Below are 22,429 nucleotides of genomic sequence, written 5' to 3' on the forward strand. Positions count from 1 at the left end.
CATTCATACTCGCACATGGTGTCAGCATCAAGTCGCCTAGCGCACGAAGGATCGCGGAGACGGACGCTGTGGTCGGGTCGAGGCGACAGACTGCTCGTCATCTTGAGGCTCTTCCTCGCTTCGGGCGATGAGGAGCAGCATGGCGAAGTAGATCCAGGTGGTCGACGGCTCGATCGCAGAGCTGTGCATGGTCAAGATGAACGGCAGGCAGACGATACCGACCGCGACGACCATCCACCCTCCACTCGAGAACCGATTCGGTCGGCGGCGAGCGCGTGACGCCATCTGCAACATCCTGAACAACCAGATGATGAAGACGACGAACACGATTGCGCCGTACTGAGAGAGCACCTCGATGAATCCATTGTGCGGATTGACGATACCCAGCGTCTGGCCACGCGCCCCGCTGAGGTCGACGTAGTCTTCGAACGAGCCGGCTCCGCCGCCGAGCGCGAGATTGCTCCCTGCCAGCGTCAGCCCGGCGAGAACCAGTTGCCAGCGAACGAAGGTCGAGATGTCGATGGGAATGCTCAGTCCGATGAACTCGATCGCGTAGCCCGAGGTTCCCGCGTACTGTGCGTAGCCCTCGAAGGGATTTTGTGCGATGCCCTCCAGGACCAGGATCAACGCGACGAGCGTCAATAGGAGGAACATGATCATCAGTCCCGGCCGAGCGCGAAGCGCAAGGAAAATCGAGACCAGCACGAAAACCGCGAGGATGAGCACTCCTGTGCGACTGTTCGTCGCAGCCATGAAGACCGGAACGGTTATGATCGCCAGGGCCGCGGCCAATCGGGTTCCCCGCCCTCGTGAGCGGCTCCAGAGGACGACGAGCGCAATGTAGGAGAAGAGCAGGAACGTCGCGTAGTTGTTGGGGTTGTAGAACGAGACCGTGATGCCCCACCCATCCAACGCCCTCTCGTCAGCGTATGAGGAACTCAACGAGAATCCGGTCACGATCTCGATGACGGCATAGACGGAGATGACGCCGTACGCAAGCAACCAGCCTCGGAGCAACGCCATCAGCAGCGCAACGGGTGCTCGCGCAATGGCGATCGCGATGAGGATCGCGAGGCCTGTCAGCAGAGACAACAACTCCGAGAAGGTATTCGACGACGGTCCTGCCACCAATAGACCAACGGCAGTGACGAACAGCCAGGTGACGGCGAGAATCAGCGTGATTGTCCGAGTCGCCGAACGAGTCTGCCCCTTCTTCGAGAGAAGCGCGACGATGAGGAGCAGCACAGCGGCCAGCCGGAACGCGAACAGCGAGCCGATCCCGGGGATGAGCGGACCGAACGCTGCGAGCGCAGGAAGGAGGTAGACGACCGCCGCCATCACTCGACCCACCGCCGGCTTCGTCGAAACGCTCGCCGCATCTTCTGTCGTCGTAGATCCGGTTGCGACGGCAACCGGTCCGACCCCGTCGACAGGCACTCGACCTGTGCCCCAGACCATCGGCTGCTCCTCTTGAGTCATGGCGGCGATGGCCGACGTTCGCTCCATCCATCCGAGGGAACGAGTTCTGATTGCGCTCGTTCCGCAGGCGCCTGCCCGTCTCAGAACGCGATGAGTGATTCAACACTATGCGATGCTCTGGACGACCTCAACCTGCCGCCGACACCGACGAGCGTGGCTCGGTGACTCGCATTCGCTGCTCGCCTACTTCGCGTTCCGGCTAATGGTCGCGCTGTGTCAAGGCGGCGCGTCGTGCGATCCACCCGGCCAAGCCCAGGTTGAAGACGAGCAGAATGCTCTGGACGATGCTCATGAGGACGATCGCCAGATACATGTCGCTGCTGAAGAGCGCAAGGACTGCGATGGGCGCCGCAGCGTAGATGACTGAGAAAGGCAACCCGATGTGTTGCTTGTCGAGAACGACGAACAACGTCGAGATCGGAGACGCGGCGAGATTCAAGTACAACCAAGGGGTCAGCGCCTGCGCGTACAAGCCTGCATCGCCCCACTGCGGGCCGAGTGCCCAGGGAACAAGGTAGGGACTGAGAACGAAGATCAACGCGAACGGCAGAATACCGAAGAGCAGGGACTTTCCCACGCTGGAGCGCACGACCTGCGGCAGGTCCTGTCGCGGAGTAGTGGCGAGACGCGGAAAGTACACCTGACTGAGAGCCGACCCGATGAGTGCCGCCGGGACGTTCACCAGGCGCCAAGCCTGGGAGTACTGTCCGAGGGCGTCGAGAGAGTATTGCCCGATGACGAGATTGATCCCGTTCAATCGGAAGGAGTCGACAAGAGTCTGCGGCGTGGTCAGCGCGGGCATTCTCCAGTACTTCCGCAGAAGGTAAGACCACCGCCGCCGAGCGAATGCTCCCGCAAGATGATTACGCGAACCATCGGAGACCGCGAGAACCGTGACCGCAAGCAGTTGGCCCAGGAGGAGTCCGACGACGAGTCCAAGGCCTCCGCCGAGGGCAGTGAAACTCATCGCTATCTGGGCGCACGCCACGAGCACTGCGAGCAATATGCGGTTTCGACTGAGCACTCCATACATCTGGGTGCGCGTGAACCAGAAGGTGAGCAGGCTCAGCCACCCGAGCACGAAGACTTCCACCCCGATGAGCAGAATCAACCACCGCCACGTGTCAGACAGATCGGAGGGCCACAGAGCCACGAGGACGCAGACGGCCGTGACGAAGATCGAGCTCGCGGCAAGGAGGCGACCGGTGAGCTTCTTGACTGCTGCCGCCTCTCTCACTGAGCGAGGGAGAACGATCGCCAGCTCATATCGCAGTGTCGCAAGCACCGCTATCAGCAGGGTCACGGAGACGAAGATCGAATACTCACCGAACGCCTCGGGGCTGTAGAGACGGCTGAGGATCGGCATCGCCGCGAGAGTGGCGAGCTGCGCGACCAGAGACCCGGAGATCAGCGTGACCACGCTGCGGCCCATACCGCGTGATCCGTCAGCCGACATCGGCGCCGCGCCCCTCTCGGGTCTGCGCATCGGCGAGAAGCTCAGACACGAAGACTCGGTAGTTGGCTTCGCTCGACCACGCTCGTTTCCAGTTCTCGCGACTCGCATCGACATACCGACGGTAAGCGGCCGGGTCGGATTGAAGGAGACCTTCCACGCGATCGGCGATCTGACGAACCGTCGGATCAGCAGGCAGCAACCCGTCGAACATCCCCAGACTTGTATCTATCGTCTCCCCGTTCCCGCCGACGTCGGTTGCCAGAATCGGAAGCCCCTGGGCAAGCGCCTCCATTATCGAGACAGGAACTCCCTCTGATTCCGAGACGTTGATGAACGCGGACGCGGGGTTACGGGCGTACCAGTTCCGCACGCCACCGTTGTCCAACTCGCCGACGAATTCGAACGTTCCGTCCGGCAATGCACCGGCCGCGTAACGCTTGAGGTCCGCGGCATAGGGTGAGTCCGTCGGCCCGATGTGCTTCCAGTGCACATCATGCCCCCGCGATTGGAGCTCGGCCACGGTGTCGATGACGAGTTCGAGGCGCTTCAAGGGCACGATGAAGGCGCACGAGACGAGTGTCGCCACGGACTGCTCAGCATTCCCGGCGTTCTCGGCAGGCGCGGTTCCGAGATGAGCGATCGACATCTTGTCTGCGTGATCCGGCCAGCGACGGCGCATGTAGATACAGCCGGCGCGGGATACGGAGAAGATCCGCGTGACGCCCCGAAGAATGTCGTCCCGCATGGGCAGGTAATTCGAGATCCGACGTTCCGCATAAACGTCGAACCCGTGAGCGCGAGCGACGATCTTCCCCCGAGCGAACCCCATGGCGCGCCTGACATCGATAGCGATGGCGGCCGGCAGATCAAGCCAGTAGGCGTAGAAGACGACGCGCGATCGATCGCGAAGGAACATACCAACTCGACGCCGCACCGTGTTCGCCCTGACATGCACCGCGATCCGGAATCTGAGATCTTGCAACTTGCCGCGAAGGTCAGTCGGCGCGCGCAGGGCATGAAGCAGGGCTCCGAGCGTTTGAGGCAGGTGCAGGACGATCTGCCGAGCAGCGGCCCGCGGCACGCTGGCTCTTACCGCACCGAGCACCGTGACGTTGGAGGGGACTGCTCTGGGTTGCCGCGCGAAAGCCGTGACCGAACTGGGAACGATGAGCACTCGGTCGAACTGGCGAGAAAGCTCTGCCACCTCTGCATGGAGGAAGGGCTCACCGTTTCCGTACGGGTAAGCCAGCGTGAACAGGACGACGACCGTCTCTGCGCTTTCGCCGCTATCTTCTGCTCTCACCACGTCGTCTCAAAACTCTCTTCGCGCAAACTCCGGCAATCAGCCGTCCGTGTGCGACGCCAGTCTGACGAACATTTTGCTCAGCCCTGGCTGGACCGCCAGTTCCCACGTGAACTCTCGTTGTGCTTGTTCAGCGCGATCCTTCAGGCGGCTGCCGGTCTCCGTGCTCTCATCGGCGAGCTTCATCATCTGGTCCAGCATGAGATCCGGGTCGCCCCCGTGACCGCTGATCCCAACCGCGAACGACTCCGCGAACGCCCTCTGCGCACGCCGGTCAGTCACGACGTCGACGAGTCCCGCCATAGCGTACTCGTAGTTCTTGCTGGGGACCGCAGACTCATTCTGTCCGTCCGGCATGAGAAGCGAGAGTCCATATCCCATATCCGACAGCAACGCCGGCATCTCATGGGTCGGCCGCGTGGGCACGAGTCGAACGTTTGCGGGACTCGAAGCCGCCGCGAGCAATTGCTCGAAATCGGCCTGATGGTCAGGTGAGGGGTAGCGAGCGATGACATGGAATGTGAATGGCAGGGACCGTTCCGCCGACCGGGTCGCCAATCGTACGAGCAACTCTGTGCCGTACTCACGGCTCAGAGTACCGATGTGCACCACATTCCAGCGCCGGGATTCGAAATCAGCGGCGGGAAGCCCACGGAACTGGGCGAGCAGCGGAAAGTTCGGAGAAACCGATACCGGCACTCCCGCTGCACGAAAGCTCTCGGCCATCTTCTCGGTCACGACATTCGCGCCACCGAGCTTCTTCGCCATCGTCACTTGGTACCACTCGAGCGCCTTCGCGACAGCGCGTCGAAAGACCGACGGAATCGGCAGCTTCTCCGAATAGTAGGACGCGTAGTATTCGTGCACGTCGTAGAGTACGGCCTTCCCCGACTTGCGCTGCCAACGTCTCGCGGCGGCCAGGAAATAGTAGTCGTGGATGTGCCAGAGAACTGCGGGGAGCGGCCGTGCAGCCCGGGCGACTGCCTTGACCAACCCGATTCGTTCCCGCGCGTTGCGCGGCGAAGGAAGGATGGTCTCGCTGACCGCAGGATCATTCGACGCTTCGCCGTCCCCCAACCAGATGAAGTGCACTCTGAACCCCGCCTCGAGAGCCACCTGTGCGCACCGGACTATGCGGCGATCACCTCTGGGGTGCACCGTCGGAACGACGAGCAACGGCGAGGATTGCGACACTGCGGCGGGAACGACCAACTGCCATGCATCTGTGCCAACGGTTCGACCGGCGAGGCTGAGCTCGTCGCCTTCGCCCTCATTCATGCAGACCCAGCCGTGCGCGGTGCGAGTGAGCGGTCGACAGGATGAAGGCCGTCGCCCGCCACGCGGTGTTGTCGATCTCGTATCCGGCGGGCAGCGATGCCAGATCAGCGGGGATGCTGAGCCGAGCCTTGACAGCACGCAGCACGCTCGCCGGCGTCAGCCCGGTCGTGATGATGGCACCGGCGTCCAGGGCCTCTGGGCGCTCGATGAAGTCGCGGACGGTCACGGCGGGGAAGCCGAGCGTGCTCGACTCCTCGCTGATCGTGCCGCTGTCCGAGAGCACCAGCTTGGACTCCTGCTGCAGCTTGATGTAGTCGTGGAACCCGAACGGCGGGTGGAAGGTGATGCCGTCGACCGCCGCGGCGTCGTCGAGCGCTTCGATCCGCTTGCGCGTGCGCGGATGCGTCGACACGAGGATCGGGATGCCGTACCCGCTCCGCAGCGCCTGCAGCGAGGCGATCGCGGACCGGAGACGTGCCGGGTTGTCGACATTCTCCTCGCGGTGCAGGCTCACGAGGAAGTACTCCCCCGGCGTGAGTCCTGCTCGTTCGACCGCGTCGCTCGCCTCGATCTGCGCCCGGTTCTGCTCCAGGACCTCGCGCATGGGCGAACCCGTGAGCAGGATCTTGGAGGGGTGCAGGCCCTCGGCCAGGAGGTTCCGTCTGGCGTGCTCGGTGTAGACCAGGTTGTAGTCCGCGACGTGATCGACCAGGCGGCGGTTCGTCTCCTCCGGCACGTTCTCGTCGAACGAGCGGTTGCCCGCCTCCATGTGGAACACCGGGATCTTCATGCGCTTCGCGATCACCGCGGAGATGCAGCTGTTCGTGTCGCCGAGCACGAGGAAGGCATCCGGCTTCTCCTCGCGAAGAACCTCTTCGGTCTTGGTGAGGATGGATCCCAGCGCCGCACCCAGCGATGAGGTGTCGGCGTTGAGGAAGTGATCCGGCCGGCGCAGCCCGAGGTCTTCGAAGAACACCTCGTTGAGCTCGTAGTCGTAGTTCTGCCCGGTGTGGACGAGAACCTGGTCGGTGTGCTCGTCGAGCATCTTGATCGTCGCGGACAGGCGGATGATCTCCGGCCTGGTGCCGACGACCGTCATCACCTTGATTTTGTCGGCCATGGTCACACTGCCTCGGCAATCGTGTCGGGGTTCGCGGGGTCGAAGATGTCGTTCGTCCAGAAGGACGTGTACAGCAGGTCCTCGCCGATGTTCGTGATGTTGTGCGCCCACATCGTCGGCATGTCGACGGCACCGGGCGCGTCGCCCGAGACCTCGAAGGACACGACCTCATCAGAGTACAGGCGGCGCAGCGAGATGCGGGCTCGGCCCTGGAGCACGGTGAAGCGCTCGATCTTGCGGCGGTGGAAGTGGTCCCCGCGGGTGACGCCGGGAACCGTCGTCGAGAACGACGACTGGCCGGGACCGCCGTGCGAGCGGATGATCTCGAAGAACGACCCGCGGGCATCCGCGTGCCGGGTCAGATCGATCGGCGACTGCGCGGGGAACGTGTACGAACGATACGTGTTGAAGAGGTCGCGGTCGAAGTCCTCGGCCACGCTCGGGATCTCGCCGCGGCCGTACAGCTCGGCGTACCCCTGCAGGCGGGCGAGCAACCCCGACACGGTCTCGTTCTGCTGCAGCTCGCCGAGGGCGGTGAGGGGCACCGCCCCGCTGAGGATGTCGGCGGCGTTCTGCGCATGCAGCAGCGTGAGCTGCTTGTCGTTCTCGACCGTGGGGCTCTCCCCCGCCGCGATCAGGTGGCTGAACGTCGCCGTGACCGCGTTGTAGAACGGACGCCCGTGCTCGCCGAACAGGTTCGGGAGCCGCACGTCGACGAACTCCGCTCCGATCGTGGATGCCGCGTCGGCGAGGATCTCCGCAGCCTTGGCCTTGGCCTCTCCGTAGACGGAGCCGTTGGTGGCCTGCGTGGAGTTCGCGTAGACGACCACCGGAGGCGGCGTCGCCGCGGCGAGCAGGGCCGACGCGAGCTGCTCGGCGAACGCGATGTTCCCCTCGCTCACCTCCTGGTCGGTCGCACGATTGATTCCGGCGATGTGCACGACCCGGTCGCTGCCGTCGACCGCGGCCGTCGCCTTCGACGCCTCGAATGCGGCTCCGACCGGGATCGCCTCGAAGGGCGTCCCCGATTCCTTCATCGCCGCACGCAGGTGCCAGCCGAGGAAGCCCCCGGCACCGGTGACGGCGAGTCCGCTCACGAGTCCGACCCGCTCACGGGGATCCCCGCCAGGCGGAGCTCGTCGCGCACCTCGGGGAGCGTCAGCAGCAGCTCCTCGACCTCGCCGACCGACATCTGCTGCACGGTGTGCGAGTCGTAGTCCTCGAAGCGGTTCTGTGCGACGTCGCCCTCTTCGAAGTAGACACTGTAGTTGAGGTCGCGGTTGTCGGCGACGACGCGGAAGTAGTCGCCCATGTCGCGGGCGCGAGAGAGCTCTTCCCGCGTCGCGAGCGCTTCGGACAGCTTCTCGGCGTGCCGGGTGCCGATCACCTCGAGCTTCGCATCCGAGCGGAAGAGGTTCAGCACCGCCTGCGCGAGGGTGCCGATCGAGGTCGCCCTCGCCTTGCGGACGAACAGGTCGCCCTGCGAGGCGTTCTGGAACGCGAACTCGACGAGGTCGACCGAGTGCGCGAGCGACATCATGAAGCGCGTCATGTCGGGGTTCGTGACGGTGATGTTCTTCCCCGCCTTGAGCTGACGGATGAACAGCGGGATCACCGATCCGCGCGAGTACATGACGTTGCCGTAGCGGACGCACGAGACGGTCGTGGCGGTGTTGGGGTTGTTCAGGCCGTGCGACTGCGCGACCTTCTCCATCAGGGCCTTGGACATGCCCATCGCGTTCACCGGGTAGACGGCCTTGTCGGTGCTGAGCGCCACGACGGAGCGCACACCGTTGCGGTCTGCCGCGCGCACGACGTTCTCGCTGCCGTGCACGTTCGTGCGCACGGCCTCCATCGGGAAGAACTCGCAGGACGGCACCTGCTTGAGCGCCGCGGCGTGGAAGATGAAGTCCACGTCGCGCGTGGCACGGTCGACGCTGTCGTAGTCGCGCACGTCGCCGACGTAGAACCGCAGACGAGAATCGGGGATCTCATGGCGCATAAGATCCTGCTTGGCCTCGTCGCGGCTGAAGATGCGGATCTCGGAGACGTCGCGCTCGAGGAGCTTCTTCGCGACCGTGTGGCCGAACGATCCCGTTCCGCCGGTCACCAGCACCCGCGCTCCGCCGTATGACTCGCTCATCGTCGTCTACTCGTTCCCTTCGCGGCTGCCGAGAGCAGCTCTTCGATCCTTGCGATTCCCGACTCGCGGGAGAAATGGTCGTCGTACATCGTGCGTCCGCGCCGGCCCATCGCCGCGCGCTCATCGGAGGTGCGTGCGGCCGCCGAGCGGAATGCCACTTCGAGCGAGTCCACGCTCTCGGCATCCGCCGTCAGTCCCACGTCCCCGTCTTCGACGAGGCGGCGCACATCGCCCTGGACCGTGGTCACGACGGGAACACCCGCCGACAGCACGGCCTGGAACTTCGAGGGGATGGTGCCGCGGAAGACCGGCATGTCCTTCAGCGAGACGAGCGCGTAGTCGGCGCGCGCGTAGACCTCCGGCATCCGCTCGCGCGGGACCGGGTCCTGGAAACGCACGTTGTCGGCGCCCAGGTCGCCGACGAGCGACTGCAGGTCGGCCTTCACCACGCCGTCGCCGACGAGCGTCAGCGTCACGCCGGCATCCGCCGCAGCGTGAGCCGCTCGGACGGCCGTGTCGAGGTCCTGCATGTCGCCCACGTTGCCCGCATAGACGATCTCGGCGCGCGGCTCCTCGGCCGCGGGGAGCACGGATGCGACGGGCTCGCCGGCATCCGCCCAGTTGTAGACGAGATGGGCGCGGTCGGCCGGCACACCTCGCGACACCAGCGTCGACACCATGGTCGGAGCGATGCCGATGACACCCGCGGCCCGCCGGTAAGCGCTGCGCAGCCACGGTCCGAGCGCTCCGGAGATGACCCGTTCCTTCGTGCCACCGGACATCATCGACGAGCCGACGATCGAGTCGGGCCACAGGTCCTGCACGTGCAGCACGTACGGGCGTCCGCCCGTGACCCGCCACAGCCAGGGGCCGAATCCGGCCGTCATCTGGGTGGCGTACACGTAGACGACATCCGCTCCGCGGGAGAGGCGCCGGGCCGTCGCCGAGCTGAACGCGAACGAGAAGTAGTTGAGCATGCGCTTGAGCGCGCTCTGCGAATGGTCGGCGAACAGCGGGACCCTGCGGATCTCGACCCCGCCGTCCTGCTCCGTCGAGCGCCAGCGCTGTCGATAGCCCGGGAAGACCTTGCCGGTCGGATAGTTCGGGAAGCCCGTGAGCACCTTCACCTGATGCCCGCGCGCGGCGAGCCCCTGAGCGAGGTCCGCCGGCAGCGGCACAGCCTCGGGCGGGTAGTACTGCGAGACGATCAGCACCCTCATGACGCCGTCCCGTCTCCGAGCAGGCGAGCCGGCACGCCGACCACGACCGTCCCCGCCACGACATCCTTGGTGACGCAGGCCGCAGCCCCGACGGTCGCACCCGCCCCGACCGTCAGCCCCGCGAGCACGACAGAGCCGGCGCCGAGAAGCACTCCGCTCTCGACGACGACGTTGCCCGAGACGATCGCCCCGGGATTGACCGAGACGAAGTCGGCCAGCGTCGCGTCATGGCCGAGGATGCTGGCCGGATTGAGATGCACGTGGTCGCCGATGCCGACGTTCGTCGAGACCTGCACACCCGAGGTGATGACGACGCCGTCGCCGATGCGCGCCCGCGATCCGATCACCGCGCGCGGGTGGATGAGCGTCGTGGCGCGCAGCCCCGCGTTCGAGAGCCGCTGAGCGACGGCCTCGCGCACCGACGGCGAGCCGATGGCCACGACGAAGCGCTCGTCCCCCGCCGCGGTCGGCAGCCATTCCTCTTCCGTGCCGAGATAGACGATGCCGCGCTCCGCGAGACGGCCGAGGTCGACCGGGCGCGGCCCGGAGTCGACGACTCCGAGAAGCTGCAGGGGCTCGCCTGCGGCGATCAGAGCCTCGACGACATCGAGGGTCTCTCTGCCGAAGCCGCCGGCTCCGACGATCACGATCCGCTCAGCCATGCGCCTCACCGAACTTCGTCATGGTCACGTGCCCCTCAGCCGAGATGCCGTCGCGCTTCACGACCGAGCCGACGGTCCGGGCGACGATGCGGAGGTCGAGGCCGACGCTGCGGCGATCGACGTAGCGGACGTCCTGGGCGAACTTGCTCTCCCAGGAGATCGCGTTGCGGCCGGTCACCTGGGCGAGGCCGGTGATCCCCGGGCGCACCTCGTGCCGCCGGGCCTGCTCCGGCGAGTAGCGCTCCAGGTACTCGACCAGCAGCGGCCGCGGGCCGACGATGCTCATGTCGCCGCGCAGCACGTTCCAGAGGCTGGGGAGCTCGTCGAGGCTCGTCGAGCGCAGCCGCATGCCGAACGGCGTGAGCCGGTCGGCATCCGTCACCCATCCGCGGGCCTCGTCGACCGAGCGCATGGAACGGAACTTGTACAGCGTGAAGATGCGGCCGTCCTTGCCGGGGCGCTCCTGCGCGAACACGACGGGGCGTCCGAGCTTCACCGCGACGAGCACGGCCGTGGCGACGATGATCGGCGAGAGCACGACGAGCGCCACCGCGGCGGCGACGATGTCGAGACCCCGCTTGACGACGTCGTAGGGACGGAAGCGGGCGCTCATCGCGTCAGGAAGCCGCGGATCGCCGCCAGCACGCGCTCACGCTGCGGCGATGTCAGAGCGGAGCCGCTCGGCAGGGTGAGACCGCGGGCGAACAGGGACTCGGAAGCACCGCTGGTCTTCCGACGGGCGCCCGCGAACACGGGCTGCGCGTGCATGGGCTTCCAGAGCGGACGGCTCTCGATGTCATCCGCGGCGAGGGCGGCGGCGAGCTCGGAGGGCTCCCAGCCGGTCTTCGCCGGATCCACGACGATCGACGTGAGCCAGACGTTGTCGGCCTCGTCGCCCTCTGCCCCGAAGACCTCGACGCCGTCGACATCCGCGAACAGCTGCTTGTACAGCTCGCGCACCTCACGACGACGCGCGATCATCGCATCGAGGCGGGCGAGCTGCGCGCGCCCGAGAGCCGCGAGCAGATTGCTCATCCGGTAGTTGTATCCGATGTCGGTGTGCTCGTAGTGCACGACCGGCTGACGGGCCTGCGTGGCCAGGTACCGCACGTGCTGTGCGAAGTCCGCGTCGTCCGTGAGCAGCATCCCGCCGCCGGACGTGGTCATGATCTTGTTGCCGTTGAAGGAGACGATGGATGCTCGGCCGAAGCTGCCTGCCGCGCGCCCCTGGTGCGTGGCGCCCAGCGACTCCGCGGCATCCGACAGGACGGGCACCCCGAACTCGTCCGCGATCGCGAGGATCGCGGTGTAATCGACGGCCTTGCCGAGCAGATCGACCGGAACGATCGCCGACACCCGCTCGCCCGCTTCACGGAGCTCGACGAGCGCCTCGCGGAGCAGCGCGGCATCCATGTTCCCCGTCAGGGCGTCGGCGTCGATGAAGTACGGCTCAGCACCCGTGTAGACGATCGCATTGGCGGTGGCCGCGAAGGTCATCGACGAGGTCAGCACGACGTCGCCGGGCTTCACTCCCAGAGTCAGGAGACCGAGGTGCAGGGCCGCGGTGCCCGAGCTGAGGGCCACCGCATGGGCGACGCCCACGCGTGCGGCGAGCTCGCGCTCGAAGGCGTCGACATCGGGACCGAGCGGGGCGATCCAGCCGGAGCGCATCGCGGCGACGACGGCCTGTTCCTCGGCCTCTCCCACGTCGGGCGAGGACATGTAGATCCGTTCGCTCACGCCTCTGCGCCCTTCGGGAGGCGGATCGGCTCGATCACGACCGTGTCGTTGTTCCGCGGGCTCGCGAACATGCGTTCCATCCATCCGGTCTTGTCGAGTCGCTCGGGGGTGATCACGTCGGCGCGCGTGTGCGACACCTTCGGGTGGAACGGACGCTCGAGGTTCTCGCGGGACCCGACGAGCTCCTCGTGCAGCTTCTCGCCCGGACGCAGGCCCGTGAACACGATCTCGATGCTCTTGCCCGACATCGCGACCATGCGCTTCGCGACCTCGAGGATCGACACCGGCTCGCCCATGTCGAGGATGAGCACCTCGCCGGCGCGGCCGATCGCTCCCGCCTGGACCACGAGCTGGCAGGCCTCGGGGATCGTCATGAAGTACCGCGTCGCATCGGGGTGGGTCACGGTGATCGGGCGACCGTCGGCGATGAGGCGCTGGAACGTCGGCAGCATCGACCCGCGGCTGCCGATGACGTTGCCGAAGCGCACCGAGAGGTAGCGCATCCCGGTCTCCTCGCCGGCCCAGGCGGTCAGCTTCTCGGCGACGCGCTTGGAGTGCCCGAGCACGCTCGTCGGGTTGGCCGCCTTGTCCGTCGAGATGTTGACGAACGTCGAGACGCCCACGCGGCGCGCCGCGTTGAGCACGTTCAGCGATCCGATGACGTTGGTCTTCCACGCCTCGTCGGGGTACTGCTCGAGCATCGGGAGGTGCTTCAGCGCTGCCGCGTGGAAGACCACCTCGGGCTTGCGCTCGTCGAAGATACGGTCGAGGAGCTCGACATCGCGGATGTCGGCGAGGACCACGTCGTTGGTGTCGAGCAGCCCGTGGCCGGAGGTGCCCAGCTGCGCGTCCTGCAGCCCGGTCTCGTCGCGGTCCAGCATGATCAGCTCGCTCGGGCCGTACTTGGCGAGCTGTCGGCAGAGCTCGGACCCGATCGATCCCCCGGCACCGGTCACCAGAACTCGGCGGCCCGTGACGTAGCCGGCGATCAGCTCGACATTGGTGTCGACCGGATGCCGGCCGATGAGGTCTTCGATGCTGATGTCGCGGACGTCGCTGATCGACTGCTCCCCCGACGCCAGCGTGTTGAGCGAGGGCGTGACGGCGACACGGAGACCGGCGGCCTCGGCGCGGTCGCTGAGCTTGCGCAGCAGCGCGCTATCGGCGCGGCCGATCGCGATGATCGCGAGCTCTGCTCCGGTGCGCTGGGCGGCCTCCGCGAAGTCACGCGTGGTGCCGATGACCGAGACGCCCCTCAGCCGCAGGTTGCGCTTGTCCGGGTCGTCGTCGATCAGTCCGACGGGGCGGATCGGCGACGTCGGATCGGTCGTCACGTTGGCGAGCAGCTTGTCGGCGATGAAGCCGGCGCCGACGATGAGCGCAGGCGAGGCGTCCTCCCCGGGCTTGCGTGCGCGCTCGATGAGGAGGCGCGCGAAGTAGCGCACGCCGAACATCAGCAGGAGCACGAACGGGAAGGCCAGCAGGAGCGTGCCGCGCGGCACGCCGACGGCCGGACCGATCGGGATCACGATGAGCGAGAGCGCGACGGCCTCGATCACGACGATGACGCCGACGGCGCGCACCTCGTCGAAGGACCCGTAGGTGAAGCGTCCGCGGTACAGCGCGGTCGCGTAGCCGATGACGATCTGGATCGCGCCGGCGATCAAGGCGAGCACCGTGGTCGAGATCCAGCCGCGTGCGTCCATGATGAACTCGAAGCGCAGAGCGACGGCGAGCACGACGCCGAAACTCCAGGCGAGTCCGTCGACGATCGCCGCCAGCATCCGGCGTCGCTTCTGTGTCACGGACACCTCCGCGACAACCGGTATATCGCCGGTCGAAGTATCGACGAACGACTTTTTCGCATTCAAGACTGGAAGCCCCCTCAGACTTACTCACTCCCCTGGAGATATGTTCTCACAGGTATTGAGCAGGTCCGTGAACTATGGCGTCCCTTCGCCCTCGGGCGGCGTCTCGGGATCGACCGGGGTCTCCGGCGCGGGCGGGTCCGTCGGAGTGGTCGGATCCGCCGGCGGCGTGGTCTCCTCGGTCACGGGTCGCCGGGCCGTCTGGCGCGAGCTCTGCTCCTGCTCCTGCTCGGCATCCACGCGCGCCTGGTCGGCGACCACGGCGACGAACGCATCGTGGTAGCCCTGGAGCACCGTGGCACCCCCGGGACCCCAGAGCCCGGTCGCGCCGATGCGGGCCGCAGCCTCCGACAGTCGGGCCTTCAGCGCCTCGTCCGCCTCGGGATAGGCCGACTTCGCGGCCTCCGCCGCGCCGGCGAAGCTCGCCGCATAGGCCGCCACCGCGGCGTCCGCGGGAGGGCGGAGCGCGTCGAACTGCGTGCGGATCGACCGCATCTCGGTGGTCGCGCCGTCGAGTGCGACGAGCTTCTCCTGCGCGCGGTCGATCGCGCTTCCCACGTCTTCCAGCGACTCCTCGTCGATGTCGCCGCGTCGGTACTCCGCGGGCAGCTTCGGCACCGTGATCGCCGCGAGGCCCGCTGCATAGACGTCGACCGCCGCGACGGCAGACGCCAGCGCCGCGGGATCGGTCACCGCGATCACGCCGCCGCCGTCGGATGCCGGATCCGGTGCGGTACTCGTCGACACCAGCGCGCTGCGCAGGGATGCAACGGCCGCCGTCTGCGTCTCGATGTCGGCGACGATGCGGTTCCTCGTCGACGTCAGCGCCTGATGCGCGTTCTGCAGCGTCGCCTCATCCGCCTCGAGCGACACGAGCGAGCTCGCCGCCGGACTCGCGGTCGCCATCTGCACGCCGCCGACCGCCGCTGCCGCGACCACGGCGACGACGGCGAGCGCACCGACCGACGTGGCCAGCGGATCCCAGCGCCGGCGGGAGCGCTTCGCGGGACGCCCGGCATCCGCAGACCCAGCCGCGATCGGCGCGGCGTTCTGCGCGGCGACCTCGACCCGGCGCATCAACTCGTTCGTGTCCGCCAGCGGCCGCACGGGGCCGCGCGTGTCGCGGGGCTCGCCGATCATCTCCCGCAGGCGCCGGACCGTGTGATGATCGTCCAGCGGCGCGCGCCCGGACGCACCGTCGCGCGGGCCGTTCGGGAAGAGTTCGCTCAGACCAGTCATGGTGCCTTCATAGGAATCGGTAGTCTCAGAAGACGATACCGTCGATCCGCGCCGAACCGACCGGGAGAGCCATGGAGTTCCACGACTACGTCCGAGTCCTGCGACGGCAGATCATCCTGATCATCGCCGGCGCGGTCATCGGTCTCTCGACAGGCGCGCTCGTCGCGATGCTCACCCCGCAGCGTTTCGAAGCCTCGGCCGACGTGATGGTCACGGTGCAGCTCAGCGACACCGCGACCCCCGCCGAACGGGCGCTCGCCACCAGCTACGCGATGCAGACGGTGGGCACCTACCGTGCGATCCTCACCAGCACGCTGGTGCTCGAGCCGGTGATCGAGGACCTGAACCTGTCGACCACGCCCGCCGGTCTCGCCGGTCGCATCCAGACGAGTGCCGCACTCAACAGCGCGATCATCACGATCAGCGTCGAGCACGGCAACCCCGGCCAGGCCGCGCGCATCGCGAACGCGGTGAGCGAGAGCTTCACGACGGTCGTCACCGAGACCCTCGAGAAGCGCGAGCAGCAGACCGCGTATTCCGTGCGCCTCGTGACCCTCCAGGCCGCACAGGTCCCGACCACGGCCGTCGCGCCCAACATGCAGCTGTCGCTCACCCTCGGTGGGATCATCGGTCTCGCCGCCGGCATCGGGATCGCGCTCCTGCGTGCGACGCTCGACCAGCGGGTGCGCACGGCATCCGATGTCGAGGCCGCCGTCGCGGTGCCCGTGCTCGGGCAGATCCCCCTGGATGCCGACACCGGCGACCACCCGCTCGCCGTCAGCTCGGCTCCCCACGGACTCAGGGCCGAGGCGTTCCGCGCCCTGCGCACCAACGTGCGCTTCCTCTTCACCGAGGGTCAGGGCGTGTTCGTCATCACCAGCTCCGGCCCCGGTGAGGGCAAGTCGACGACAGCAGGCAACCTGGCCCTCGCGTTCGCGGATGCCGGTCACCGCGTCGCGCTCGTCGACGGCGATCTGCGCCTCCCGCGCGTCGCCGAGTACTTCGGCATCGAAGGCGGGATCGGTCTGAGCGACGTGCTGGCGGGTCGCGTCGAGCTGAACGACGTGATCCAGCCCTGGGGACGCAGCGCGCTGTTCCTCCTCCCCGCCGGGACCGTCCCGCCGAATCCGGCGGAGCTCCTGGGCTCCCGTGCGATGGCGCAGCTCGTCGAGGCGCTGACGGCCGCGTTCGACGTCGTGATCATCGATGCCCCGCCGCTGCTGCTCGTGACGGATGCCGCCGTCATCGCCCGCGTGGCCACCGGGGCCATCCTCGTCGCGGCATCCGGATCGACCCACGCCACGCGGCTCTCCGACGCCGCGAAGAGCATCGAAGCCGTCGACGCCCGCGTGCTCGGCACCGTCGTCACGAAGGTGCCGGTACGCGGTGCCGAGAAGAATCCGTACGGCTCGGAGGCCGAGCGCGTCAGCACCTGACGCGCGACGCGCGGTGCCGGAGGGCGACGCGCGCCATGAAACAATGTCGAGAATCGTCATGCGGCTCGTCTCAGCAGACGGGGACCGCACACAACAGGGGGAATCTGCCGCGTGGAACTTCGCGACTATGTGCGTATCCTGCACCGCAACTGGATCCTGATCGTCATCCTGCTGATCCTCGGGCTGGCCGGCGGCGCGGGATACGCCGCGCTCCAGCAGCCCAAGTACGTGGCGTCCACCCAGCTGTACGTCTCGGTCCACACCGAGGGCGCCGCCACCGGTGACCTCGTGCAGGGCACCACCTTCGCGCGTCAGATGGTCACCAGCTACGTCGACGTCGTCAGCACGGCGCTCGTGCTCGAACCCGTCATCGACGAACTCGGCCTCGACGACAGCGTCGCAGACCTCAGCGGCCGGGTGACGGCCACGACCCCGCTCAACACCGTGCTGATCGACATCACCGTCACCGACGGAGAGGCCGGGCAGGCGGCGGAGATCGCCAACACGGTCGCCTCGAGCTTCCAGGACGCGGTCCAGGAGACGCTCGAGCAGCCCGCCGTCGAAGGCGCCGTCAGCCCGGTGCAGATCACCGTGACCGAACCGGCCGTCACTCCGACGCAGCCGACCAGCCCGAATGTGCGGATGCTCATCATCCTCGGCGGCATCATCGGCCTGGCCGTCGGCATCGCGATCGCGACGCTGCGGACCGTGCTCGACAACCGCATCCACACTCTGCACGACATCGAAACCCTCACCGACCGCCCCGTGCTCGGCGGCATCGCCTTCGACCCGGAGGCGACCAAGCGTCCGCTGATCGTGCACGCCGACCCGCGCAGCCCCCGCGCCGAGTCGTTCCGCAGCCTTCGCACCAACCTGCAGTTCCTGAACGTCGACGCGGGACCGCGGATCTTCGTGATCTCCAGTGCCGGCCCCGGTGAGGGCAAGTCGACGACGACCGCCAACCTCGCGATCGCCCTGGCCGAGACCGGTGCGCGCGTCGCCCTCGTCGACGGCGACCTGCGCCTGCCGCGCGTCGCCGACTACATGGACATCGAAGGCAGCGTCGGGCTGACCGACGTGCTCATCGGGCGCATCGACGTGGCCGACGCCCTGCAGAAGTGGGGCACGAACGACCTGTACGTGCTGCCGAGCGGGCAGGTGCCGCCGAACCCGAGCGAGATGCTGGGCTCCGCCGCGATGGACCAGGTGCTGGCACCCCTCGGCGAGTACTTCGACTACGTGCTCATCGACGCACCGCCGCTCCTGCTCGTGACCGACGCCGCGGTCGTCGGCGCCAAGACCCGCGGAGTCATCGTCGCCGCAGCATCCGGCAAGACGAAGAAGCAGGAGCTCGAGGGCGCGGTGCGCTCGCTCGAGACCGCCGGCGTCAACCTGCTGGGCGTGGTCGTCACGATGCTGCCGACAAAGGGCCCGGACAGCTACGGGTACGGTGCCTACACCTATGGCGCGACCCATCCCGAGGACGCGAGCCCGAAGAAGCGCAAGCGCGCCAAGACCCCCGCCTGACTTCTCCTCCCCTGCCGCGGCGCTTTCGACGCTCCCGTGGCAGTTGTGGTGGGTGTTCGGCCGGAATACCCACCACAAGTGCCACGGGAGCATCGCTCTGCCTGTGGAGGAACGGGGCGCGGAGAGAGACGGCGGCGGATGCTGGGGGCATGACCCGGATCGGAGAGCTGCCGCCGTCGCTCGGACAGCACTTCAGCGTGTCCACGGCACGGGAGGAGGGCGTGCTGCGGAGCCGATTGCGCGCGAGCGACCTGGAGTCGCCGTTCCGCGGGACGCGTCGACGCGCGTCCGCGCTCGAGACGACGGATGCCGCGACCGACATCGGCCCGATGACCGGACCTCATCGGGCCGAGCAGCTGCAGCGCCGCGCCGGCGCGCACGGGTACGCGCCGCGGATGCACCCGGAGCACTTCTTCGCCCTCGAGACCGCTGCAGCACTGTGGGGTGCTCCCCTCCCGCTCTTCCGGCGCCTCGGAGAAGACGACGAAGAACTGCCCGTGCATGTCGGGGTCTTCGGCACCGGCTCGCTGCCGCGCCTCGCAGGGGTGACGGGGCATCGTATGCGCCCCGCGACGACCGCGGTCTGCACTCTGGAAGGACTGCGCGTCACCACTCCGGCCAGTACTTGGGCGAGTCTCGGCACTCTGCCCCTGCACGACCTCGTCGCCCTGGGGGACTACTTCTGCCGAGTGTGGCGGCCGGGGTACGGTCGACCTCGCACCGACCGGCAGCCGCTCACGACTCCGGCTCGGTTGCGCGCCGCCACGGCATCCGGTCGACGCGTCGGCGTCCGCCGTCTGCGAGAGGCGCTCGCACTCGTGCGCACCGACTCCTGGTCGCCGCGCGAGAGCAAGGTGCGCTGCATCCTGGTCGAGGCTGGGCTTGCGGAGCCGGAACTCAACATCGACGTGTTCGACGACGACGGCCGATTCCTCGGCTGCGCCGACATGGCCTACCCGCGAATGAAGGTCGCCGTCGAATATCACGGCATCTGGCACAGCTCGACGTACGCGCGCGACGTCGAGCGGATCGCCCGTCTACGGGCCGCGGGGTGGACAGTGATCGAGGTGACCGCTGATCTCGTCCGCCGCCCCGCCGACCTGGTCTCTCGCGTCCGCCAGGCTCTCGGCTGACCGCTCCCGTGGCAGCGTCAGCGCTTCACCCGGAACACGACCCAGTGGTACAGGACGAAGCGCAGCAGCACGACGATCACGATGCTCACGAGGTTCACGACGTTGACCGCGAACGCGCCGGGCGTGCGTCCGAGCGACGCGGCCACCAGCTCGACACCGACCCAGACGAGCGCGGCGCCGATGGCCGTGCACACCGCATTGGTCGCGAGGAACAGCGCGACCTCGGCGATGCGGCCCCGGCGGTCGCGGTGGCGGAACGTCCACTCGCGGTTCCCGATGTAGGCGTTGATCAGCGCGACCAGTGACGCGGCGATCTTGGCGGCGACGACGTCCCAGCCCCACACGTAGACGAGAAGGTTGAAGACCCCGATCTCGATGAGGGTGCTGAGCGCCCCGACGACGAGGAAGCGGCTGCCGACGCCGACGAAGCGGCGCAGTCGGGAGGGAGGATTCATGGCTCAACTAGGCTACTTGCAGAATGCCCTGCGCCCGGCCACCCCTAGGACCCCCGTGACACTCACCCATCTCGCCATCGTCATGCCCGCCTACAACGAGGCCGAGGGCATCCGTGGCTTCATCGACGAGATCAGGGATTCCGTGGCCCCCCTGGCCGACCGCGTCACGTTCCACATCGCCGACGACCGGTCGACGGATGCCACGGCGTCGGTGTTCGACGACGTCGCCGACGTGACGGTCGACGTGCAGCCGGTGAACCGCGGGCACGGCCCGACCGCCCTCGCCGCCTACCGGGCAGGGCTCGCCGCCGACCCGACCGTGCTCATCCACGTCGACGGCGACGGGCAGTTCTACGGCCGCGACTTCCCCCGTCTGCTCGCCGCCCTGGACCAGGCGGATGCCGATGTCGTGCACGGCGTCCGCGACGGGCGCACCGACCCCTGGTACCGGAAGGTCCTCACCTCGGCCGTCGGCCTGCTGATCGCCCTCGCCGCCGGCCGCCGCATCCCCGATGTCAACACTCCGCTGCGGGCGTATCGTCCCGACGCCCTGCAGACTTTGATCGACGCGATCCCCGCCGATGCGACGGTGCCGCATGTGCACTTCTCGCTGGCCGAAGCCCGCGCCGGCTTCACGGTGCGCTACCTGCGGGTCGCCAGCATCCCGCGTCGCGGCGCATCCACCACGGGCACGATGTGGGGTCGCGGCAACGGTGTCAGCCTGCCGCCCAAGCGCCTGCGTGCCTTCGTGCGCACCGCGCTGGGCGAAGCCTGGACGCTCTCCCTGCGCCCCTCGGCTCCGCTGCGCGGCATCCGTCGGCCGGAGCCCGTCTCGCGATGACCCGCACGCGCACGATCCTGTTCTGGGCGGTCGCGGCCGCCCTGCTGATCGGACACGTGATCGTCGCGTGGCACAGCCTCGTGGTCTGGCGCTTCTGGGAGGACGAGGCGTTCAACCTCACCGTCCCCCGCAATCTCCTCGCCGGTCTCGGCTATTCGAGCGACGGCGCCCTCTCCGGCTCGACCATCACGCCGTTCGATCCGCGCATCTCCACGGGGCCTGTCGTGCTGCTGCCGGTGGCCCTGCTGCTCGCCACGGGCATCGACCCCGTGCTGGCCGCGCGCCTGGTCCCCCTCGCGTACTGGGTGCTGCTGCTCGCCGGACTCGCCGTCATCGGTCGGAGGATCGCCGGGCGGTGGGCGGCGCTGCTCGCCGTCGCGGTGCCGCTCGCGTTCACGGCCGGAGCCGGCGTCTCCCCGATCCAGGGGCCGGGCGACCTGCTCGGCGAGATCCCTGCCGCCGCACTCCTCGTCTGGGCGCTGATCGTGCTGCCGCGGCGCGCCTGGCTGGCGGGACTGCTCGTCGGACTCGCCATCCAGGCCAAGCTCATCGTGCTGCTCGCCCTCCCCGCGTTCGCGGTCGCCCTCTGGGCGCTGTCGGACGGCACGGGCTGGGCGCGCCTGCGCGATCTGCTGCGACGCGCCTGGCTCCCGCTCGTCCTCGTCGCCGTGCCGACGCTCGTGTTCGAGCTGGCGGCGCTCATCTCCCTGGGCGCCACCGGATTCGTCGAGCATCTGCGCAACCTCGTGAACTTCGTCCGCAGCGGCGGGCAGGGGGACGCGGCGACCTCCATCATCCAGAAGCTCGGCGAGCTCGCGGACTCCTGGTCGCTGCCCGGAGTGATCGCGGCCATCGGAGCGGTCATCGCGATCGGACTCGCCGCCACGGGGATCGTCCTCCGCTGGCGCTCGGCCACCCCTGAGGAGCGCGTCGTGATCGCCTACGCGCTGGCGGCGTTCGTCGGCGCGCTCGCCTTCGTCGGCTGGTGGGCGACCGCGTCGCGGCTTCCGCTCTGGGTGCGGCATCCGGCTCCCGGCATCTTCGCGTTCTTCCCGATCATCGCCGCGGTCGCGGTCTGGGCCGTCGTGCGGATGCCGCGGGGCAGGGCCGTGCGGATCGCCGGTGTCGTGGCGGCATCCGCTCTGGCGCTCGTCGTCGCGGCCGGCGGCGTGCTGCACGTCGCGGCCCAGTTCGCCCCGCGCACCCTCATCACGCTCGACGAGCAGCGCGCGGGAGTGGCTCCGCTCACCGCCTGGGTCGAGGAGAACGACGTGGAGTGGCTCGCCGCAGATCCCTGGGGCGCGGCCGTCGCGCCGATCGTCCTCACCGGGGCGCACGTCGGCCTGTTCGACGCCGTGGCGATGCAGGACGCACCGCGCCTCACCGGCCTCGCCTGCACGACCGAGACCCTCGCCGACAGCGGCTACTTCCGCATCTGCGCCGCGCCCTGAGCGCACGGCGGAGCCCCCGCAGACGCGCGAAACGCCCCCGGCCCGAAGGCGCGGGGGCGTTTCGACGTCGTACCGCAG

General features: G+C 67.9%; 19 protein-coding genes. 5 read left to right on the plus strand and 14 right to left on the minus strand.

Translation table 11 applies throughout. The annotated features are described in order from the left end of the window. Positions 1-36: 36 nt before the first annotated feature. The 13 genes from MRBLWH11_RS19875 to MRBLWH11_RS19935 all read right to left on the minus strand — a co-directional run bounded on the left by MRBLWH11_RS19875 (position 37) and on the right by MRBLWH11_RS19935 (position 15,508). Positions 37-1,506: an O-antigen ligase family protein gene (locus MRBLWH11_RS19875; RefSeq protein ID WP_341946149.1), complete on the minus strand. Its 1,470-nt coding sequence runs from the start codon at positions 1,504-1,506 to the stop codon at positions 37-39. A gap of 172 nt (positions 1,507-1,678) precedes the next feature. After that, complete coding sequence (locus MRBLWH11_RS19880) at positions 1,679-2,911, minus strand: oligosaccharide flippase family protein (protein ID WP_341946151.1); 1,233 nt, start codon at positions 2,909-2,911, stop codon at positions 1,679-1,681. Positions 2,912-2,924: 13 nt separating this feature from the next. After that, a complete protein-coding gene (locus MRBLWH11_RS19885; protein ID WP_341946152.1) occupies positions 2,925-4,238 on the minus strand; it encodes a glycosyltransferase in 1,314 nt (437 codons plus the stop codon). Between the two features lie 39 nt (positions 4,239-4,277). Next, positions 4,278-5,516, minus strand: a complete 1,239-nt coding sequence (locus tag MRBLWH11_RS19890; protein WP_341946154.1) for a glycosyltransferase — start codon at positions 5,514-5,516, stop codon at positions 4,278-4,280. Then, positions 5,509-6,636, minus strand: coding sequence for a UDP-N-acetylglucosamine 2-epimerase (non-hydrolyzing) (gene wecB, locus MRBLWH11_RS19895; RefSeq protein ID WP_341946156.1), 1,128 nt, complete (start codon positions 6,634-6,636; stop codon positions 5,509-5,511). Before wecB ends, MRBLWH11_RS19890 begins: the two co-directional genes overlap by 8 nt. Positions 6,637-6,638: 2 nt before the next feature. After that, positions 6,639-7,733: an NAD-dependent epimerase/dehydratase family protein gene (locus MRBLWH11_RS19900; RefSeq protein ID WP_341946158.1), complete on the minus strand. Its 1,095-nt coding sequence runs from the start codon at positions 7,731-7,733 to the stop codon at positions 6,639-6,641. Further along, on the minus strand, positions 7,730-8,779 hold the full coding sequence (locus MRBLWH11_RS19905) for a polysaccharide biosynthesis protein (protein WP_116634537.1): 1,050 nt from the start codon (positions 8,777-8,779) through the stop codon (positions 7,730-7,732). The genes MRBLWH11_RS19900 and MRBLWH11_RS19905 overlap by 4 nt, the downstream gene beginning before the upstream one ends. Further along, entirely contained in the window at positions 8,776-9,999 is a 1,224-nt protein-coding gene (locus MRBLWH11_RS19910; protein ID WP_341946159.1) for a glycosyltransferase family 4 protein, read from the minus strand. The genes MRBLWH11_RS19905 and MRBLWH11_RS19910 overlap by 4 nt, the downstream gene beginning before the upstream one ends. Then, a complete protein-coding gene (locus tag MRBLWH11_RS19915) occupies positions 9,996-10,661 on the minus strand; it encodes a NeuD/PglB/VioB family sugar acetyltransferase (RefSeq protein WP_341946161.1) in 666 nt (221 codons plus the stop codon). The genes MRBLWH11_RS19910 and MRBLWH11_RS19915 overlap by 4 nt, the downstream gene beginning before the upstream one ends. After that, positions 10,654-11,274, minus strand: a complete 621-nt coding sequence (locus tag MRBLWH11_RS19920) for a sugar transferase (RefSeq protein ID WP_341946163.1) — start codon at positions 11,272-11,274, stop codon at positions 10,654-10,656. Before MRBLWH11_RS19920 ends, MRBLWH11_RS19915 begins: the two co-directional genes overlap by 8 nt. Continuing rightward, positions 11,271-12,401, minus strand: coding sequence for an aminotransferase class I/II-fold pyridoxal phosphate-dependent enzyme (locus MRBLWH11_RS19925; RefSeq protein WP_341946165.1), 1,131 nt, complete (start codon positions 12,399-12,401; stop codon positions 11,271-11,273). Before MRBLWH11_RS19925 ends, MRBLWH11_RS19920 begins: the two co-directional genes overlap by 4 nt. Further along, positions 12,398-14,206 (minus strand): nucleoside-diphosphate sugar epimerase/dehydratase, encoded by a 1,809-nt coding sequence (locus tag MRBLWH11_RS19930; RefSeq protein ID WP_341946168.1) that lies wholly within the window; start codon positions 14,204-14,206, stop codon positions 12,398-12,400. Before MRBLWH11_RS19930 ends, MRBLWH11_RS19925 begins: the two co-directional genes overlap by 4 nt. Before the next feature lie 138 nt (positions 14,207-14,344). After that, positions 14,345-15,508: a hypothetical protein gene (locus MRBLWH11_RS19935; protein WP_341946170.1), complete on the minus strand. Its 1,164-nt coding sequence runs from the start codon at positions 15,506-15,508 to the stop codon at positions 14,345-14,347. Between the two features lie 71 nt (positions 15,509-15,579). On the opposite strand from MRBLWH11_RS19935, the gene MRBLWH11_RS19940 reads away from it, so the two are divergent. The 3 genes from MRBLWH11_RS19940 to MRBLWH11_RS19950 all read left to right on the plus strand — a co-directional run bounded on the left by MRBLWH11_RS19940 (position 15,580) and on the right by MRBLWH11_RS19950 (position 19,604). Continuing rightward, complete coding sequence (locus MRBLWH11_RS19940) at positions 15,580-16,944, plus strand: polysaccharide biosynthesis tyrosine autokinase (protein ID WP_341946172.1); 1,365 nt, start codon at positions 15,580-15,582, stop codon at positions 16,942-16,944. Positions 16,945-17,055: 111 nt separating this feature from the next. Continuing rightward, entirely contained in the window at positions 17,056-18,471 is a 1,416-nt protein-coding gene (locus tag MRBLWH11_RS19945) for a polysaccharide biosynthesis tyrosine autokinase (protein ID WP_341946174.1), read from the plus strand. A gap of 149 nt (positions 18,472-18,620) precedes the next feature. After that, positions 18,621-19,604 (plus strand): hypothetical protein, encoded by a 984-nt coding sequence (locus tag MRBLWH11_RS19950; protein WP_341946176.1) that lies wholly within the window; start codon positions 18,621-18,623, stop codon positions 19,602-19,604. 17 nt (positions 19,605-19,621) lie between these two features. Here the strand turns inward: MRBLWH11_RS19950 and MRBLWH11_RS19955 are convergent, their stop codons facing one another. Beyond that, the gene (locus tag MRBLWH11_RS19955; RefSeq protein ID WP_341946179.1) at positions 19,622-20,059 is read right to left on the minus strand and encodes a GtrA family protein; all 438 of its coding nucleotides are present in this window, start codon (positions 20,057-20,059) and stop codon (positions 19,622-19,624) included. A gap of 55 nt (positions 20,060-20,114) precedes the next feature. Here MRBLWH11_RS19955 and MRBLWH11_RS19960 point away from each other — a divergent pair, with 55 nt between their 5' ends. Together MRBLWH11_RS19960 and MRBLWH11_RS19965 are read left to right on the plus strand one after the other, a co-directional pair. Then, positions 20,115-20,900: a glycosyltransferase family 2 protein gene (locus MRBLWH11_RS19960; protein WP_165808018.1), complete on the plus strand. Its 786-nt coding sequence runs from the start codon at positions 20,115-20,117 to the stop codon at positions 20,898-20,900. Continuing rightward, entirely contained in the window at positions 20,897-22,351 is a 1,455-nt protein-coding gene (locus MRBLWH11_RS19965; RefSeq protein WP_341946182.1) for a hypothetical protein, read from the plus strand. Before MRBLWH11_RS19960 ends, MRBLWH11_RS19965 begins: the two co-directional genes overlap by 4 nt. Positions 22,352-22,429: the final 78 nt, after the last annotated feature.

It is taken from the genome of Microbacterium sp. LWH11-1.2, from assembly GCF_038397745.1.
In the GTDB taxonomy this organism is placed as follows: Bacteria; Actinomycetota; Actinomycetes; order Actinomycetales; family Microbacteriaceae; genus Microbacterium.